The organism is Vibrio agarivorans (genome assembly GCF_030409635.1).
GTDB lineage: Bacteria > Pseudomonadota > Gammaproteobacteria > Enterobacterales > Vibrionaceae > Vibrio > Vibrio agarivorans.
This window is the reverse complement of record NZ_JAUFQF010000004.1, coordinates 2571554-2590372: the sequence shown is the minus strand read 5'-3', so window position 1 is coordinate 2590372 and position 18819 is coordinate 2571554. Positions and strand designations below refer to the sequence as shown.

18 protein-coding genes and 1 pseudogene are annotated in these 18819 nt (G+C 44.5%); 14 read left to right on the top strand and 5 right to left on the bottom strand.

Features of this window, described 5'->3' with window-relative positions; translation table 11 throughout:
- Positions 1-37 precede the first annotated feature (37 nt).
- Positions 38-460, top strand: a complete 423-nt coding sequence (locus QWZ05_RS20430; RefSeq protein WP_264877584.1) for a MarR family winged helix-turn-helix transcriptional regulator — start codon at positions 38-40, stop codon at positions 458-460.
- 93 nt (positions 461-553) lie between these two features.
- On the opposite strand, the gene QWZ05_RS20425 is transcribed toward QWZ05_RS20430, so the two are convergent.
- The 4 genes and pseudogenes from QWZ05_RS20425 to QWZ05_RS20410 all read right to left on the bottom strand — a co-directional run.
- Complete coding sequence (locus QWZ05_RS20425; RefSeq protein WP_290300368.1) at positions 554-1570, bottom strand: DUF1254 domain-containing protein; 1017 nt, start codon at positions 1568-1570, stop codon at positions 554-556.
- Between the two features lie 153 nt (positions 1571-1723).
- Positions 1724-2500, bottom strand: coding sequence for a TSUP family transporter (locus tag QWZ05_RS20420; RefSeq protein ID WP_290300366.1), 777 nt, complete (start codon positions 2498-2500; stop codon positions 1724-1726).
- Between the two features lie 155 nt (positions 2501-2655).
- Positions 2656-2883 (bottom strand): hypothetical protein, encoded by a 228-nt coding sequence (locus tag QWZ05_RS20415; protein ID WP_289961390.1) that lies wholly within the window; start codon positions 2881-2883, stop codon positions 2656-2658.
- A gap of 572 nt (positions 2884-3455) precedes the next feature.
- Positions 3456-4313, bottom strand: a pseudogene (locus QWZ05_RS20410) (nuclear transport factor 2 family protein); the annotation flags it as partial.
- Between the two features lie 98 nt (positions 4314-4411).
- Here QWZ05_RS20410 and QWZ05_RS20405 point away from each other — a divergent pair.
- The 12 genes from QWZ05_RS20405 (at position 4412) to fdxB (ending at position 16006) form a co-directional block, all read left to right on the top strand.
- Positions 4412-5449: a LysR family transcriptional regulator gene (locus tag QWZ05_RS20405; RefSeq protein WP_290300363.1), complete on the top strand. Its 1038-nt coding sequence runs from the start codon at positions 4412-4414 to the stop codon at positions 5447-5449.
- Positions 5450-5558: 109 nt separating this feature from the next.
- The gene (locus QWZ05_RS20400; RefSeq protein ID WP_264877577.1) at positions 5559-5963 is read left to right on the top strand and encodes a hypothetical protein; all 405 of its coding nucleotides are present in this window, start codon (positions 5559-5561) and stop codon (positions 5961-5963) included.
- An 85-nt stretch (positions 5964-6048) separates the two neighbouring features.
- Positions 6049-7101 (top strand): hypothetical protein, encoded by a 1053-nt coding sequence (locus QWZ05_RS20395; RefSeq protein ID WP_264877576.1) that lies wholly within the window; start codon positions 6049-6051, stop codon positions 7099-7101.
- Positions 7102-7291: 190 nt separating this feature from the next.
- Complete coding sequence (nifH, locus tag QWZ05_RS20390; protein ID WP_264877575.1) at positions 7292-8173, top strand: nitrogenase iron protein; 882 nt, start codon at positions 7292-7294, stop codon at positions 8171-8173.
- Between the two features lie 48 nt (positions 8174-8221).
- On the top strand, positions 8222-9694 hold the full coding sequence (gene nifD / locus QWZ05_RS20385) for a nitrogenase molybdenum-iron protein alpha chain (RefSeq protein WP_264877574.1): 1473 nt from the start codon (positions 8222-8224) through the stop codon (positions 9692-9694).
- Between the two features lie 68 nt (positions 9695-9762).
- A complete protein-coding gene (gene nifK / locus QWZ05_RS20380) occupies positions 9763-11334 on the top strand; it encodes a nitrogenase molybdenum-iron protein subunit beta (protein WP_264877573.1) in 1572 nt (523 codons plus the stop codon).
- 57 nt (positions 11335-11391) lie between these two features.
- A complete protein-coding gene (gene nifT, locus QWZ05_RS20375) occupies positions 11392-11613 on the top strand; it encodes a putative nitrogen fixation protein NifT (protein ID WP_264877572.1) in 222 nt (73 codons plus the stop codon).
- A gap of 8 nt (positions 11614-11621) precedes the next feature.
- Positions 11622-12278: a NifB/NifX family molybdenum-iron cluster-binding protein gene (locus QWZ05_RS20370; protein ID WP_290300358.1), complete on the top strand. Its 657-nt coding sequence runs from the start codon at positions 11622-11624 to the stop codon at positions 12276-12278.
- Between the two features lie 185 nt (positions 12279-12463).
- On the top strand, positions 12464-13909 hold the full coding sequence (gene nifE / locus QWZ05_RS20365) for a nitrogenase iron-molybdenum cofactor biosynthesis protein NifE (RefSeq protein WP_264877570.1): 1446 nt from the start codon (positions 12464-12466) through the stop codon (positions 13907-13909).
- Positions 13910-13912: 3 nt separating this feature from the next.
- Positions 13913-15268, top strand: coding sequence for a nitrogenase iron-molybdenum cofactor biosynthesis protein NifN (gene nifN / locus QWZ05_RS20360; protein WP_264877569.1), 1356 nt, complete (start codon positions 13913-13915; stop codon positions 15266-15268).
- Entirely contained in the window at positions 15255-15737 is a 483-nt protein-coding gene (locus tag QWZ05_RS20355) for a NifB/NifX family molybdenum-iron cluster-binding protein (protein WP_264877567.1), read from the top strand. Before nifN ends, QWZ05_RS20355 begins: the two co-directional genes overlap by 14 nt.
- Positions 15738-15739: 2 nt before the next feature.
- Complete coding sequence (fdxB, locus tag QWZ05_RS20350) at positions 15740-16006, top strand: ferredoxin III, nif-specific (protein ID WP_264877566.1); 267 nt, start codon at positions 15740-15742, stop codon at positions 16004-16006.
- Between the two features lie 41 nt (positions 16007-16047).
- Here fdxB and QWZ05_RS20345 read toward each other — a convergent pair whose 3' ends face one another.
- Positions 16048-17259 (bottom strand): IS256 family transposase, encoded by a 1212-nt coding sequence (locus QWZ05_RS20345; protein ID WP_290300355.1) that lies wholly within the window; start codon positions 17257-17259, stop codon positions 16048-16050.
- A 522-nt stretch (positions 17260-17781) separates the two neighbouring features.
- Between QWZ05_RS20345 and QWZ05_RS20340 the strand changes: the two genes are divergently transcribed.
- Positions 17782-18741 (top strand): WD40/YVTN/BNR-like repeat-containing protein, encoded by a 960-nt coding sequence (locus QWZ05_RS20340; RefSeq protein WP_290300353.1) that lies wholly within the window; start codon positions 17782-17784, stop codon positions 18739-18741.
- Positions 18742-18819 lie beyond the last annotated feature (78 nt).

Below are 18819 nucleotides of genomic sequence, written 5' to 3'. Positions count from 1 at the left end.
TAGATGATAATGTAAACTATTTAATGGGAGAGCGGCAGTGTCACAAGCGACGACTTTGGAAGGATTATTCGGTTTAGCGCATGCAGTTAAGCGTGAGATGCACAGTCAAATAGAGCAGTTAGGCCTTGCGATTACTCCGATGCATATGCGCGTACTAAAAGTGATAGCAAAGAAGCAGCAATGTACTGCTAATGATATCGTTCAGTTTCTACATCGCGATAAAGCTCAAGTTACAAGACTACTAAAGCTATTGTTAGATGAGGCGTTACTTGAAAAGGCACCAAACCCAGCAGACAAGCGAAGTGCCTTTCTGCATGTAACAACTAAAGGACAACAGCTTGTCGCGCAAATTGCAGAAGTTGAGCGGGCACTGATTGGTAAAATGACCAAAGATTTGTGCGACTCTGAACTTGAACAGTATCAGACCATAGCGAACAAGATGCGACAGAACCTTAGCTAGCACTATGTTTTGGTTTGAAATCACAGATGAATAAAAGAATCCCCACAAAGCGGTGACAATGTGGGGCATGAACATGGTTAGAAACTGTTTATATTACTGAATGGTGATGCCCGAGATAATTGGGTCGTCATTCGCTTCCATTATTTTCGGGTTCACGCCATAGTGACGGCTTGTGAAGGTATAGTCGTTACCTTTGGTATCGATGTTGTTGATTGCAGAATCCCCACAGTTAAAGGAAATCGTTATTGTGCCATCGGCATTTTTCTCCCAAGAGTTAGAGCTGATATGATGCACACCTTCCATCAAGTATTTGTCTCCATCATATGCAGTAACCGAGGTGAAGAATCGGTTTTCAGGATCTTCAAATGTTGTTCTGTAACAGGTATCAGCACGCATTTTTGAGCTGTTCGCATATTTATTTCCGACCATTGCTTCAGGACTAGCGCCACCCCAACCAGCTGCATTCTCAAGGTTCCACTGGTGCAAGTTTGTGACCTTGTCACTTGTTCGTGGGAACGTGTAGGTAAACTTGTCCATACTGTTTACCTCTTGGGTGTATTTCTTTACCCACTGCTCAACGTTTTCATAGTCATAAGGCTGTACTTGATAGCTCGTCGCGAAGTTGAAGTCCTTAATGTTCACTTTATCGAGACTTGTTTTTGCAGCATCGATACCGTGTTCAGTGCCAGAGCGATAGATTAAAAAGGCAAACTCTGACTCAACGGGTAATGAATATTTCCCGTCTTCAACAACATAGTGTTGACCATGACCACGCTCGGTGATGACTTGAACCGCCATGTAGTTGTCTGTTTCAGGGATAGAGAAGCTTACCTCACCGTCTACAGCTTCAACAATTGCAACGCCATAGAGTGTGTCATCATTCATTTGCACTGTCGGTGCAGCTTTACCGCGAGGTGGCAGGCCCTGCATTTTTACAAACTCGTTCGTCGCCCCTTTATTTGCCCAGTTGCGGTAGTTCCTTGCTGTTTCAGCGTGCGAAAAGTTTTCTTTTGTTACTTCGATTATGTTTGCTTGCTCCGATGCGACCGCAGAGCCAGCGAAGAGTGTGCTGGTGATTAACGCAAGTGTTGAAAATTTTAGTGCTTTCATAAAAATCTCTCTAAGTCATCTACAGTTGTGTTCACATAGACAAGCGCAACATTCAGTGTTTGTTGGCGCTCTTTGCTTGCCTTGTGAAATGATAGTAGCGACTTTATGGTATGCTTAGAAATGATACATATTCATCACTGATATGCATGAAGATTATATGAACGCTAACCATTCTGGATGCTGCTGAAGCAGCAGTTTAATCGCCATGATCATCGACATGACAACTACCAGTGGGCGAATGAACTTCTTACCCTTAGATATCACGACTTTGGCACCAAACCTTGCGCCAATAAAACCACCGACAGCCATAACAAGGCCTAGCTCCCAAACCGGTAAGCCTGCGAAAATAAAAAACAATAAAGCAGCGATGTTGGAAGTGAAGTTGAGCACTTTCGTTTTTGCGGTGGCATTAATGATAGAGAGCTGTGCAATTGCGACAAAGCAGATTGTAAAGATAGAGCCAGTACCTGGCCCAAAGAAGCCATCATAAAACCCAACGCCAGTGCCGACAGTAAAAGCAAACATGCTTTCAGAAAGCTTGGGTGTACCTCGTTCTTCGTCAACTTGTGGTGCGAACAAAAAATACAAAGAAACACCCAACAACAGCAGTGGGATAAGGCTAGTCAAAATACCGGCATCAATATACTGAACGAGCTTTGCGCCGATTGCAGAACCAACGAAGGTACACGCAATAGCAAGCCGCATCTCTTTGAGATTAACAATACCTCGACGTACAAAATAAAGTGTAGCTGAAAAGCTGCCAAACGTGCCTTGAAGCTTGTTGGTGGCAAGCGCTTGTGTAGGAGGAACACCAACAGCCAGCAGGGCTGGTAGTGTGAGAAGACCGCCACCACCTGCCATTGCATCAATAAAACCCGCAAGACCTGCAACCAAAAAGAGGATCGTTAAGATCTCGAAAGTGACTTCCATTGTGACTACTCAAAAATACATAAAAGAGAGACAGTGTAGCGATGTTTTACTCAAAACTAAGTAAAATTCGAGTGAGAAACGTGTTTAGACAATCGATTGCGTAATTAGTGAGCGATGATGGCTCATCGCTCAATTGAAAGGGGCGGACAAGCTAACTAAAAGTGGAGCTCAGGTGTTGTCTTGCAAGAGTCCTTAAAACTCATGTAACCAGCAAGCAGCTGCTCTGCATTTTCTGGGTTTGTCTTCTGCTCGAAAAGTGCCATTTCTTGGCGGACAATGCTGATGTAATAGTTGTGCGATGATGCGACCATACCAGGGAAAAGCTGTGGCTTTGCCGTCATCATTTCATGAATGATTTGATCGTTAATACTGTTACTATGCATGACTATATTCCTCTTCCGTGATTCTTCTAGCCTTTAAACAACGTTACGTTGTATTGATAGTGATACCACAATTTTGCAAAGAGGCAAAACATTTAAGTGGCAATATGGTTGATTCGCAGAGCTGTTTGATTAAGGTTTGACCAGTGCGTTATACTCTCGCACCAGCAGATATCGAAACTTTTGCTCATAGTGATAGGTTAAGTCTTGTGCAGAAGAGAATGTTGAGTAGTTTAGAAACAGAGCTAGGGCACAATGACTGTGCCCTGAAGGTTATCAACTTAATGCGCATATCGGCGCATTATCATTGTCGCCCCATCTGCATGATTCATGAACTCTGCCGCTGCTGGAGCATTCATAAATGAAGCCATAGAGGCATCTGCGTCCTCAAATGATGCCCAGTGCACAATCACACGCCAGTAACCTTCATCACTCATGCCCGATTCACGCGAAATAAAGCCAGGTTGCTTTGATACATGTGTTTGTTCAACGGCGAGGTCGATAGGCTCAAATTGTTGACCAGTAACGCCATCACTCAAGTTAAATGTCGCAACCTCAATCACATAGTCATGCTGAAAACCAAACTTACCGTTGCTGTTTTTCCATTGGTCTTGGCTTGGGATAGCTTCAATGGTGTCCCAGTGCTCAACGATTTTTCCTGCATCAATACGGAACAAGTCATAGAAGGAAGTAGGTTTCCCCATAAATGTCCCCTCACTGACCGAAAGTACGAAATTGCCTTCGCCGAGTATTTTGTGGTTTTTGCTGTAAACCATCGGCGTTCCGGCATCGGCAAGAGCTTGAAGAGCAGCTCCAAGTCCGTCTAGGCCGTCTGCAACCATGGTATTATGTTGCAGATAATCTTCTGGTTTAGCCCCGATAAACATGTCGATTTTCGACATATCACCATTAACAAGAATCGTATCAACAAAATCTGCCACCAGCGCTTTATTTTCTTCCGTTTTATCTAGGTCAGTGATTTCTGTTGCGCCGTCAAATTGGGTTCTACCGCTTGGGTTAGGTTGAGCGACAGGCTGTAGGTTATCCCAATGCTCTACGATCTTTCCTTCCTCGAAACGGAAAATATCAAACCCTGATTTAGGGCCAAAAAAGTCGTATTGAGTGTGTAGAAATACGTAGTCACCATCTTGCGCTGCACGAAGCACTTTAGCTTTTGCTGAGCCTTCTGGCAGTGCACTCAACACCTCGCCAAAACCTGCAAGTCCATCAGACACCGCAAGATTGTGTTGTATGTATTTTTCGGGGTTGATGTACTGTATCGCATTCTGGTCGCCAGTTTCGATACTGGAGATAACGGCAATGGCCTTGTCTTTGTTAGAAAGGGAATCGTCGGCCAGTGGTGTAGTGCTAAAGAGGCCAAAACAGCTAATAGCAAGCAATGAGGTACAAACGCGCTTAGAGGTAAGTTGCATAGCGAAAACTCCTTATTGAGTAGTGCACTAAGCGTAGCTGAGTTATTTATTTTGACTATACTCCTTGATGAAACACGCTGTTAACTAGATGGAACGCTATGGACGACATTGCAAATCATAAGGCATTAATCTGTGTTGCGGAAACTGGCTCTTTAGGAGGAGCTTCAGAGCAATTAGGTAAATCGAAAGTTATGATTTCTAGAGCGATCAAAACACTAGAAGATGAGTTGGGGTTTCGTTTACTCGACCGCAATGCTAAGGGTTCAAAACTCACCGCCAAAGGCAGTGCTTATGTGGAGACTTGCCGTCCGGTCATACAGCAAGTTGATAGTGCTTTAAATGCGATGGCACTGAATAAAGGGCAGTTTATCTGTGATACCGACGACCAACAAATTCCACTCAAGTTGTCGAGCCCAAATACATTTGGCTCTATTGTCCTCAGTGAGGTTATCGCAGATTTTCAAAAAGCACATAGCCATTATCGGCTTGAGTTAGTGACAGACGAGCAGTTTCAGGACATCTTTGATCACAAACTGGATATTTCCATACGCGCCCACCTCTCGTCAGACTCAATCCATGACAATCTTATCTCACGTCCGTTAATCAAATTACCCTTCTTTTTATGTTGTACTCCCGATTACTTAACGCGTTATTTATCGAAGACAGTGACCTCAGCGAACGGCATGATTGCCGAGAGAGATGTTATTTCAGACAACATTGTTAGGATAAAAAATATCGGTATCGACGAGTGGTTTGCAGAGACCCCTTTTGTAGCGTGGTCCTACCTCGGACAGCATGAGAGTGTAATGATTGATAGTGAAAGCCAACGTAAAGTTACCCCTGCGAACGTCACATTTATTAGTAATAATTCGATATCGTGTACAAATTATCTCATGGCTTCTGAGGGTTTTGCATTCCTACCATTACACGTCATTAGACAGGCGTTAAATGAGGGTAAACTTATCATCGTTACTCTTGAACCGATCAAGTTTGAAGTGGATTTACGCATCACTTATATGAATGCACAAGGTAGGCAATCGGCAACCAACCGCTTTGTCGAATTCTTGATGCAGCACTCTACGATAACTACGCTTCGACAAGAGATTCAAAACTTGTATATCAAACTTAAATTATAACATTGCAGTGAATTGTTAAATCAACGACATATGTGAGACATGCAGCAAATTTCTTGGCGCTCGAATGTCCTACACTAAATGTATAGCCACAAACAAAAGGAGTCTCGCCATGAACAAGAAGTTAGCGGGGATAAGTATGTTTGTCGCAGGGTTTTTAGCTCTCTACAGCGGTTTTATATTCAGCGCTGAATTTTTAGGGATGACTGAGCTAAGAAATGCGATGTTGTGTCAGTGGCTACTGGTGATGGGTATGATGATGTTGCCATGGTCACAGAACGGCTTAGATGGCTTTCTCGGTTTTGCGCTCGGGACAGCCGTTGGAGTGATGTGCTTTTTCTTTTTTACCAACTTGCTCAAAATCTACAACGTTCCACCGAATACTGACCTGATTAAGGTGCTGATTTCTACCTTTGGTGTTGGGGTATTTGCTCAAGCAGCAATGGTGGCAGCACGCTTATTTGATGAGAAGTTCGTTCTGTTTAGCGGTTTTTTAATCATCAAACAACAGAAGTAACATCCACAACAGCTCAAGACGGTTTATCATTCATCGGTTACACTTACTCTAATTCGCTGATTGCAAGATGTATTAGAGGCAAACCATGCAAGTGTCAAAAAAAGAGGGGCGCATCATTGATGATGCCCTCACGCAGTGGAAAGAGCAGGGTGTTCTCTCTCAAGAAGAATTCGAACGCCTAAACCGGGCTTACAGTGTGAGTTCTTTCGATTGGAAGCAGCTAGCCAAATACTCATTTTATTTTGCCATCCTGTCTATTGTTGTTTCCGTGATTATCGCCATTGGTGATGAGTGGCTAATCGCCCTTTTTCAAAAGGTCTTTTCAGCACCAGATATTGCTAAGTGTGGGTTCTTTATCGCTTGTTCTATGGTGTTTTACACCCTAGGACTTCGCAGTCGGAGTGCGCAGCCACACAAAGTGTTTAGTAATGAAGCTATTATGCTCGTTGGCATACTTGCGAATGCAGTTGCGATACATTTTCTTGGTGAGGTTTTCTCAATTGAAGACACGACCTATCTGATGGCTTTCGCTACGGTAAATTACGCGGTGTTAGGCATATTGATGCCATCTCATATTGTCTGGGGCTTTAGTTTATTGTCGGTGGGGTTGTGGTTTATCTTTGAAGCGTCAGGGCCTTTTGGTTTGGGTGAGTATTTCTTAGGCGTCAATGTGCCTATTCGATTTGCCCTGCTTGGGACGGCAATGACCGCTGGTGGATATGCTTTGTTTGCGAAAAAACCTGAGCACCTTGGGTTTTACGTCACAACTAAACTGATTGGCCTTGCTTATCTGTTTATCGCACTCTGGGTGGTGTCATTAGTTGGCAATCACGTCAGTTTGGTTGAATGGGAGAAAGTATCTCAGTTCTCACTCATTCATTGGTCTATCTTGCTAACGGTGGTGTCACTTTATGCCATCTATCATGGTGTGCGTTTTAAAGATGATATTGTGAAAGTGTATGGTTTGACGTTCTTCTTTATTAATCTTTACACGCGTTACTTTGAATACTTCTGGCAAGACATGCACAAAGCCTTGTTTTTCGCCATTTTGGCTCTTAGTTTCTGGTTTTTTGGCAGTCGTGCGGAAAAAATCTATCAAGTCAGCCTTTCTTCCTCATCCTCCTCTGAAGCTCGTTAACGCTTACCTATTTCCCAGTTATTGTTGGCCGTTATTGCCGACAATAACTGTTGTAAAGCTGACAAACAGCAAGCAATTGTCTTCATTGTTAATGATTGTTTGTTCTTAACTAACTGATTTTTATCGATTAAGTGTTTGGTGTGGTTTTCGCATACAAGTCCATGAGTCTAATTTAAAAAGGAGCTAGACCATGGCAATTCGTCAATGTGCAATATACGGCAAAGGTGGCATCGGCAAGTCCACTACAACTCAAAACTTAGTGGCAGCGTTAGCAGAAGCCGGCAAGAAAGTCATGATTATCGGTTGTGACCCTAAAGCGGATTCAACGCGCTTAATTCTTCACTCTAAAGCACAAAACACCATTATGGAGATGGCTGCTGAAGCGGGTTCTGTAGAAGATATCGAGCTTGAAGACGTTTTAAAAACAGGTTTCGGTGATGTTCGTTGTGTTGAATCGGGCGGCCCAGAGCCAGGTGTAGGCTGTGCAGGTCGTGGGGTTATCACGGCTATCAACTTTCTTGAAGAAGAAGGCGCTTATGAAGAAGACCTAGACTTCGTTTTTTATGATGTTCTTGGTGACGTGGTGTGTGGTGGTTTTGCAATGCCGATTCGTGAGAATAAGGCGCAAGAAATCTACATCGTGTGCTCTGGTGAGATGATGGCGATGTACGCTGCAAACAACATCTCTAAAGGTATCTGTAAATACGCGACTTCAGGCGGTGTGCGCTTAGCAGGCTTGATCTGTAACTCTCGTAATACTGACCGTGAAGATGAGCTGATTGAAGCACTGGCTGCCAAGATTGGTACACAGATGATCCACTTCGTTCCGCGTGACAATATTGTTCAACGTGCAGAGATTCGTCGAATGACGGTGATTGAATATGATCCGACTTGTAATCAGGCTGGTGAGTATCGCACGCTAGCGAAGAAAATTATCGATAATGAGTTATTTGTTATCCCTAACCCTGTCTCTATGGATGAGCTTGAAGAGCTGCTTATGGAGTTTGGCATCATTGATGAAGAAGATGAGACCATCATTGGCCAGACAGCAAGTCAAGAGGCTGCAGCCTAGCTTGCTTTAGTGAAATTCGAGTGTTCATAGAATAATTTGGAGGCAGGGATGTCGATGAATAAACAAGATACTCAGGCGATTATCGATGAAATATTGGAAGTCTATCCTGAAGTAGCACGAGAGGATCGTAAAAAGCACCTAATGGTGAATGATCCTGAGTCTGAAAGCTCAAAGTGTATTACCAGTAACCGGAAATCCTTACCGGGTGTTATGACGGTAAGGGGGTGTTCTTATGCGGGCTCTAAAGGTGTGGTTTGGGGTCCTGTCAAAGATATGGTTCATATCTCCCATGGTCCAGTTGGTTGTGGTCAATACTCAAGAGCAGGTCGCCGCAACTACTACACAGGCACAACGGGTGTAGACACCTTTGGCACCATTAACTTCACCACTGACTTTCAAGAGCGAGATATCGTTTTTGGTGGTGATAAGAAGCTGGCATCCGCCATCGATGAAGTTGAAGCACTGTTTCCTTTGGTCAAAGGCTATTCGATTCAATCGGAATGTCCGGTAGGACTGATCGGTGATGATATTGAGGCCGTTGCAAAGACCAAAACAGAAGAGCTGGGTAAAACGGTCGTTCCGGTTCGATGTGAAGGCTTCCGTGGTGTGTCACAGTCATTAGGACACCATATCGCCAACGATACCATCCGCGATCATGTGCTGAGTAAGTCAGATCAAGTTGAGTTTGAAACCACGGATTACGACGTAGCCATCATCGGTGACTACAACATCGGTGGTGACGCATGGTCATCACGTATCATTCTGGAAGACATGGGGCTGCGCGTTGTTGCTCAATGGTCGGGTGACGGCACGCTATCTGAAATGGAAAACACGCCAAAAGTGAAGCTTAACCTTGTTCACTGTTACCGTTCGATGAACTACATCGTTCGATACATGGAAGAGAAGCATGGTGTGCCTTGGGTTGAATACAACCTGTTTGGCCCAACCAAAATTGAAGAGTCAATGCGCAAGATTGCGGCGATGTTTGATGAAAGGATTCAAGCAAAAACAGAAGAGGTTATCGCGCGCTATAAAGCAGAGTGGCAGGCGGTTGTTGATAAATATCGTCCGCGACTCGAAGGCAAGAAGGTCATGCTCTATGTAGGCGGACTAAGGCCACGACATATCATTGGAGCATATGAAGATCTTGGAATGGAAATCGTGGGGGCAGGTTATGAGTTTGCTCATAACGACGACTATGTGAAAACCGTTCCTGAGCTCAATGACGCCACCTTGCTGTTTGATGATGCATCGGAGTTTGAGTTGGAGGAGTTTGTTAAAAAACTAAACCCGGACTTAATTGGTTCAGGCGTCAAAGAGAAGTACGTTTTCCAAAAAATGGGCTTCCCGTTCCGTCAGATGCACAGTTGGGACTATTCAGGCCCTTATCATGGTGTCGATGGCTTTGCGATTTTCGCACGTGATATGGATTTGACTCTGAATAACCCTTGCTGGAACAAGATGCAACCGCCATGGCTTAAGCCAACTGAAAAAGAAACAGAGTTGGCGAAAACTGCCTAATGCAGTCCGTCATACAAACATTTACCGAGCCACTGTTCACAGATGAGTGACAGGGTAGGAGAAGAGTTATGACTCAAAATATCGATGAGATTAAACCGGGTTTTCCGCTGTTTAGCGAATCCGATTATCAAACTATGTTAGCCAAGAAACGTGCTAACTTTGAGCAAGGGGTTGACCCCGAGAAAGTCAAAGAGGTGTTTGAATGGACTACCTCGAAAGAGTACGCCAAGCTCAACTTTGAACGCAAACACATTACTATTGACCCTGCTAAAGCATGTCAGCCACTTGGCAGCGTACTGTGTGCGTTAGGTTTTGAAAAAACGTTGCCGTATGTACATGGTTCACAAGGGTGCGTGGCCTATTTTCGTACCTATTTTAATCGCCATTTTAAAGAGCCCGTTGCTTGTGTCTCCGATTCGATGACAGAAGATGCAGCGGTATTCGGTGGGCAAGATAATATGTTTTATGGCCTACAGAACTCTTACGCCCTATACAAGCCAGAAATGATCGCGGTCTCTACCACCTGTATGGCAGAAGTTATTGGTGATGACCTAAACGCCTTTATCGGCAACGCAAAAGACAAAGGCTTTATTCCTAAAGACGTTCCCACTCCTTTTGCCCATACGCCTAGCTTTGTAGGTAGCCACTTAAACGGGTGGGATGCAATGCTAGAAGGCGTGTTACGCCACTTTACCCTCGCGAATAAAGACGAGCATAAGCCGGGCAGCGTTAACAAACTCAATATTGTTCCGGGCTTTGAAACCTATCTTGGTAACTACCGAGTCATCAAACGCATGCTGACGCAAATGGGCGTTGAATTTAGCATGCTAAGTGATCCTTCCGAAGTGTTGGATACGCCGGCTGATGGCGAATATCGCATGTATGCGGGGGGAACAACCATTGATGAGGTGAAACAGGCACCCAATGCGAAGGCGACGTTGTTCTTGCAGCCCGAACAGAGTGTGAAAAGTAAAAAGTTCATTAAAACGACGTGGGAGCAGGATATTCCAGAGATCAATATGCCAATGGGTTTGGATTGGACGGATGATTTTCTGATGAAAGTATCAGAGCTAACTGGCCAACCGATACCTGAGGAGTTGGCCAAAGAGCGTGGCCGCCTTGTCGACATGATGACGGATTCACATACTTGGCTACATGGCGTGAGTGTTTCATTGTATGGCGACACCGATTATTTAATGGGAATGGTGAAATTCCTAACGGAACTGGGCTGTGACGTGAAACATATTCTGTGTCACAACGGGACCAAACGTTGGCGCAAGAAAATGGAGGCCCAGTGTGCTGAGTCGCCATACTCGCAAAATGCACAGGTGTTTGTCGGTAAAGACTTGTGGCACTTCCGCTCACTGATGTTTACTGAAAAGCCAGACATCATGATCGGCAACTCATACGGTAAGTTTATCGAGCGAGACACACTGGCAAAAGGCGCCGAGTTTGAAGTGCCTTTGGTGCGCATTGGCTTCCCTATCTTTGACCGTCATCATTTACATCGTGAGACAACACTAGGGTATGAGGGAGCGCAATACATTCTGAAGACCTTAGTCAATGAAATCTTAACCAAACTCGACCGAGATACGAACCAATTAGGTGTCACGGACTACGGTTTTGATTTAGTTCGATAGTACTTCAGGGGCCTCGCATAGAGGCCCTTAGCTCGTGCCACAATAGGGAGTGTTAACATGGCAAACGTAATGATTCAGTACACCGAGCAAGGCGTGCTTTCTTTGTATTTGGCTAAAAAGGATTTAGAGGAACATGTAACTAAATTGGAGTTCGATTTGGATGATAAGTGGGGCGGGGAGATAGAACTCGCAAACGGAGCAATCTATTTTATTGATCCGATGGAGCAGAGACCCAAGTTACCCATCTCGATCAGAGCAAAACGGTTACGCGCGGCATAGGAGGCGATATGCAATCACAATTACCTATCAGTGAGAGCAGCGTGAAAAAGCTGGCAACGGCAATGGCAGCACTGGAATACTCGGACAGTAAGCTATTTCTGCAGTTAATCAGCTCCAACGTGAATGGTGACATCAACGCCAGAAGCTTGGCTTCCTTCACTCCGAAACGCTGGCGCGCAATGTTAACGGTGCTTGGCCAATCCTTTTCTCGTAAACAAATCGATCGCGCTTATGCAGCGATAACGTCTGGCCTTGATGATGAAAACGTTGGTGAGTTTGTGCTTGAGTTCCCTTTAGACAGCAACAAGCTTGTCGTCGCGTTCGCCTCTAATTCTGGTGAGCGCTTAGATGGGCATTTCGGGTCATGCATACGTTTACTCATTTATCACGTGAGCAAGGTTGAAAAGCGGCTTGTTGAGGTGAAGGAGATCGACAGTGATGCCAAAGGTGAGTTAAGAACTCAGCACTTAGTCAGTTTAATCAACGAGTGCGATCTCGTGTTTGCGTTATCGATCGGTGGTGCGGCGGCAGCCAAAATCACTAGGGCAGGGATTCATCCAATCAAAGCGAAAGCGCCAATCGATATTCACGACAAAATAGCAGAAATACAATCCGCGATAGACAAAGGGGTTGCGCCTTGGTTGAGTCAAAGATTAACAGCTTAACGCAAAGTACCGACAGTAGAAATGCCAGCATTTGCTGGCATTTTTGTGTGTGAAGATTGTCGTAAAGCGAACAAACTGTTCAGCTAGAAAATACGAACTGTATTTATCTGTCTGTTTTTATTGGGTATTTATTTGGGTTCAATTATTGCAATCTTGCTCTTACAAATAGCAGTTTGGAGCAAATGATGAAAAGAAGTGACATTGCTGAGCTACAAAACGAACCTGCTTGCGAGCACAATGCAGGCAACAAAAGTGGCTGTTCTCGTCCAACACCAGGGATGACTGCCGGTGGCTGCTCATTTGATGGGGCACAGATAAGTTTGCTTCCCATTGCTGATGTGGGCCACTTAGTTCACGGGCCGATAGCGTGCGCCGGTAACAGTTGGAATAACCGAGGGACTAAAGCAACAAGTTCTGACCTGTTTCGGTTCGGGTTTACCACCGACCTCAATGAACAAGATGTTATTATGGGACGCGCTGAAAAGCGTCTGTTGCATGCGATCAAAGCGCTTATTGAACGGTATGCCCCCCCCGCAGTCTTTGTTTATGTCACCTGTGTTCCGTCACTTGAAGGTAATGACGTTGATGCGATCTGTACACTGGCTGAGAGCAAGTGGCAACGTCCGGTGATCTGTGTCGATGCTGCAGGCTTTTACGGCAACAAAAACTTGGGTAATAGGATTGCTGGTGAAGTCATGGTAGAGAAAGTGGTCGGCACTGCCGAGCCACCGACCAAACCACGGATGTTGCACGACCCATCTAGAGCAGTTCATGACGTCGTTCTTATTGGTGAATACAACATCGCTGGGGAGTTTTGGCATGTTACGCCGCTTTTTGAAGAGTTGGGGATTAGAGTGCTCTGTTGCCTAGCCGGTGATACCCAGTTTCATCAAATTCAGACGATGCACAGAGCCGATGCTGCGATGGTGGTGTGTTCTCGTGCCCAAATTAATGTAGCAAGAAAGCTCGAACAGAAATGGGATATTCCGTGGTTTGAAGGCAGCTTCTATGGCATAGAAGACACATCGATGGCGCTTAGAGAGTTTGCTCGTTTATTGGGTGACCCAAAACTTACTGCTCATGCTGAGCAGGTGATTTGCAGAGAAGAGCGAGCCACAAGAGAGGCATTACAGCCTTATAAACAGATCTTGCAGGGCAAAAAGGCGCTGTTATACACCGGTGGCGTGAAGTCTTGGTCAGTCGTATCGGCTCTCCAAGAGTTGGGTATTGAAGTTGTCGCGACAGGCACCAAAAAATCGACCTCAGATGATAAAGCGAGAATTAAAGCCATCATGGGCGATGACGCTTTGATGCTTAATGAAGGAGGAGCACGCTCGCTTTTAGACACGGCGTATCAATACAAAGCCGATGTGATGATCGCTGGGGGGAGAAACATGTATACCGCCATAAAAGCCAAGATACCTTTTTTAGATATCAATCAAGAACGCGAACATGCTTATGCTGGTTACAAAGGCATGGTGACACTCGCAAAAGAGTTAGTCAGAACCATTGAAAGTCCGGTATGGGCGCTGTCTAAGCGTCAGCCTCCTTGGCATACCAAAGCCTCAGATACGCTGTGCGCTTTTCCCGAAACAAAAGAACTGCCCGTGCTTACTGTGTTGGAGGATTAAGAGATGACAAGTCCATACATTCAAAATGACGCTTTGGTGACAAAGCCATTAAAAACCAGCCCTGCAACCGGGGCAGCCCTGGCGACGATGGGGTTTACTGGCGCGATTCCTTTGATTCATGGCTCACAAGGCTGTAGTGCATTTAGCAAAGTGTTTTTGATTTCACACTTTAGGGAGCCTTTTCCTATTCAAAACAGTGCTATTGACCAGGTGGCGGCGGTAATGGGAACCGATGAGAACCTAACAGAGGCGCTAAAGAACATTTGCCAGCGACAAAATCCACAAGTGCTCACCGTTCTTACTTCTGGCTTAGTCGAGATGCAAGGCTGTGATATTTGGAGAGTGATTAAGGATTTTAAACATCAAAACCCTGAGTTTGAGTCTGTTCAGATTGTCCCAGTCTCGACGCCAGATTTTAAAGGGACGATGGAAACAGGGTTTGCCAAAACCATTGATGTGATTGTTAAGCAGTGTTGCGACCCGTCACCACCGGTTACTCATCCATCGCAAGTGAATGTGCTGTGCTCAGTATCAACGACGGCCGCAGATATAGAGCTGATTGAACGTTATTTAACGGCATTTGATCTAACACCCCTATTTATCCCCAATATCGCCACATCTCTTGATGGTCATCTAGAGGAGAGCGATTATCACTCTACTTCAACCGGTGGCACGTCAATTGAACAAATTATAAAGACCTCAAGTAGTGGTTTCACTTTGGTGCTTGGTGAGTCACTTCAAGGCACAGCCCAATGGCTAGAAAAGCGCTTTGCGATTCCATGGAGATCGATCTCGATGGGAATGCAGGGAACGGATGACCTGGTTGACTACTTAACCCAATACACCCTAAAACCTGTACCTAATTGGATTGAGCGTGCGCGTTCTCGACTCCAAGACGCGATGTTGGATACGCACTTTGTTCTTACCCATAGTGAGGTGGCATTAGCCGCAGAACCAGATTTGGCTTTTGGTCTAGTTAATATCTTCGATGAAGTCGGGATGCGGATTCAAAAGATAGTTACTACTCATGCCCAGCATGATGGGCTAAAAAAGCTATCTCATCCACTTGCAGTAGGGGACATGTCTCTGCTTGACGATAGTGCCTTGTCTGTTGATCTGCTATTTGGTAACTCTCATCTAAATAAACTCAACCCTTCATCTGCTGCATTTATTAAAGTGGGCTTTCCTTGCAATGATGTTTATGGGAACAGCGAACAGTGTTTCGTTGGCTATGAAGGGATGAGATCCCAACTGTTTAGGATGGCGAATGCTCTTATGGATAGTGATAAGGCTGAGGTAACACCGCATGTCAGCATTTACAGCTTCACAAACGAGGAGGTGGTGAATGATTGTGCGTAAGCTGCATGTTGAGACCAATCAGCCCAACATCGATTCGATGATCAAAGTGGCGTTTGCAACAAACGACCGCCGGCATGTCAATCAGCATTTTGGTCAAGCCAAATCGTTTATAGTTTATTCACTCAATGAAACTCAGTATCAACTCATTGATGCCATTGATTTCTCAGAAAAGAGTCGAGGTCACAGTCAGTTGGCAGAACGTACGTCAGTGCTGGTGGATTGTGATGCGGTTTATTTCAATCAGTGCGGTACGACAGCATTAAAGCAGCTCCTCGTATTAAAGACCGTTCCGGTCAAAGTGGAAGAGGGCGAATCTATCCAGTCTTGTTTAATGGATTTAATGAGAGATATGAAAGAAAAGAGAGAGGGTTGGCTCAATAAACGAATCTCAATGAGAAACAGTGACCAAGAGAATCAACAAGAGTATTTAGATTCTCTATTAGATGAACCGTGGAATTCAATGGAGTGATTATGACAACAATGGGGTTAACGAAAGGTGGGCAATCTTGGCACCCGAGGTATATAGAAAAACTTGATGAATCGACCTGTATTGGCTGTGGACGATGCTACAACGTGTGTTCAAGAGATGTCTTTGATTTAAAAGAGTCAGAAATGGAGGATGATTACGGAGATGATCAACTGATGATGGTGATGACCATTAAAGATGATAGTGACTGTATTGGTTGTCAGTCTTGCGCCAAAGTGTGTAGCAAGAAATGCCATACATTCTCAGCTTAGTGTCATTAAGGAGGCTGTAACAGATTCTGTGTAACTGCCGTTTAGTTAATGTGTTTCTCCAGGCGTTCCTCGAACTCGATAATAAACCGACTCATAGCTTGGCGCCAGTTTTGAATAGGCATTGTCCATTTCTTACTGGCGTCTTTGATTGCTAGATATACCATTTTGGTTGCGGCCTCATCATTCGGGAAGATCTTACGCTTTTTAAGTGCCTTGCGGATCACGCTATTGAGGGACTCAATTGCATTGGTCGTGTAAATAGCTCTACGAATATCTTCTGGGTAGCTAAAAAGGGTGTTGAGATTTTGCCAGTGATTGCGCCAAGACTTGGAGATTTGCGGATACTGGCTATCCCAGACTTCACCAAAGCGCTCCAGTTCAAGTAGAGCCTCATCTTCGGTAGCAGAGCGATACACTCGCTTCAGGTCGGATGTGACCGCCTTGTAGTCCTTCCAAGACACATACTTCAATGAGTTCCGCACCATATGGACGATGCAAAGCTGAATATGTGTTTGCGGGAAGACGGTGTTGATCGCATCGGGAAAACCCTTCAAGCCATCGACACAAGCGATAAGAATATCTTCAACGCCACGTTGATTGAGTTCGGTTAGAACGCTCAGCCAAAACTTAGCCCCCTCATTTTCGGCTATCCACATGCCCATGAGTTCTTTCTGACCATCGGTGTTAATGCCTAAAGCAAGGAAGATCGATTTATTGATAATGCGTTTGTCTTGGCGGATTTTGACCACAATGCAGTCGAGGTAAACGATAGGATAGATGGCATCAAGCGGTCTAGATTGCCACTCCACGATTTCCTCCATCACTGCATTTGTGACGCGCGAAACTAGGCTGGGTGATATCTCTGCTCCGTACCACTCGTCAAAAGCATTCACTATATCGCGTGTGCTCATGCCCTGCGCATAAAGCCACAAGATCTTGTCATCCATAGAGGTAAATCGTGTTTGATGCTTTTTGACTAACTTGGGGTCAAAAGAACCAAGACGGTCGCGAGGGGTATCGAGTTCAAATTCGCCGTCTTCTGTTTTTACACGCTTGGTGCTCTTTCCATTACGGCTATTTTGGGATTTTGAGGGTTTGTGCTTTTCGTAGCCAAGATGCTCTTCCATTTCAGCGTTGAGCGCCGCCTCAACAGTGATCTTTTTGAGCATCTGGCTGAACTCAGTTAAGTCATCGGGAGTTTTAATTCCCTTTGCAGCTTCTTTAGCAAAAGCTTCAAGTGCTTTCTTATCCATGTGCCTATCCTTAGCCATTAAGGCTTTAAGTTTAGACAGTTACACAGAATTTAGGACAGTCTCTCATTAAGTGGATTAGTCGGGACGCAATCTGTCACTTTTCAACTCAAGGTTTAATCAGAACTGACAGATTGCAAGCTCATGTCTGCCCCATTCCACGTTTGGGCTAGTGCCTCTGTAACGAAGGCTACAATTACTTTTCCTTACTTTTACTTATGTCTCGTGTGTCTGCTGTATCAGATATTTACCACACAGCGACAACTGGATTGTAATAATTGACAGTAAATTGTCCAATTGTCGTTAACGAAGGGTTTGTTAGGTAAATAAGTTTGAAGTGAGTTCTGGTGTTATCTTTCCGTTGCTGTTATTTGTCTGTTTAATAATGATTTTTTACAGATTAAAACTACTACTCATCTGATTAAACGTTATTATTTTGCCTTTGAATGGAGCAATAGTTCCGTAGTCATACCTTTGAGGTAGTTTGTGAAAAATAGTTATTTAGCAATAACGACAGCGGTAGTAATGATGTTAGTCGGGTGCACTGAAGATGATGCTAACGCATACCATAGATATAGGGACTGGAACACAGTTCGAGGAGTTAGCTTAGATAATGCATCGGAGTTCAAGTTCACTTACGATGTAGTTAATGATTACATGTATGTAATTTCACGAACACCTAGTAACATTGGTAGCCATCTCTACAGAGAAGAAACTTACCACACTCCAGAAGGGGCTATTAGTTTTGATTCAGATACAGTGAACCAAGATTGCGACTGGTCTGAAGGTAGTTGTGATGGTAGACAACGATTTGAATTAGCAAACACGAGTGGCGATATAATTATTGCGTACCATAGTGCAAGTGTAGATGGGGGACAAAGTTGGTTTAGAGACCCACTTCACACGAACGCATTCGGTGATGAGCAATATGTCGTTGCAGGAACAACCTATGAGAGTCGTGACTTCGGTCGAACCTGGCTAACAATGCCAATGGCTTTGGATGCTGAATACCGATTTTTCAATGGAGAAGACGTTTATGCAGGAACTGTAACAAACCAGGACTCCACCTCTTTTTGGATCACTACGGATAAAGGTAATAACTGGGAAGAGCACACTGAGGTATCAGGCATACCAACTATGCATCCTCTAGGCGACCTTATTGCACTGTTTGACAAGGACGAATCTGTTATCTATTACAGCGAAGATCTTGCCACAACTTGGCAAGTTATAGATATTGAGGGTATTGAGCTAAAGTCTCTGTGGACAGACGGTAATAAACTATATTTCCTTGGTGAAAATAATGTTCGATATGCGTCCATTTTAGATGATGGCATGCTTAGTGATCTAGTTCAGCTTGGAAGTACGTTTGACCATTTTGACGGAATTAATGGTGAACCGGTAGTGACCAAATCTATGGAATTCATGAAAGAGATGACTTTCGTCACATTTGCCAATACAAGAGTTGGGATTGCTAACCCAAAATAGAGAGCTTCGGCACTTCGTAACTCAGAAGTGCCCCTTTTCATCAAGTTAGGGCTCCTATCTGTCACACTCTAAGGATAG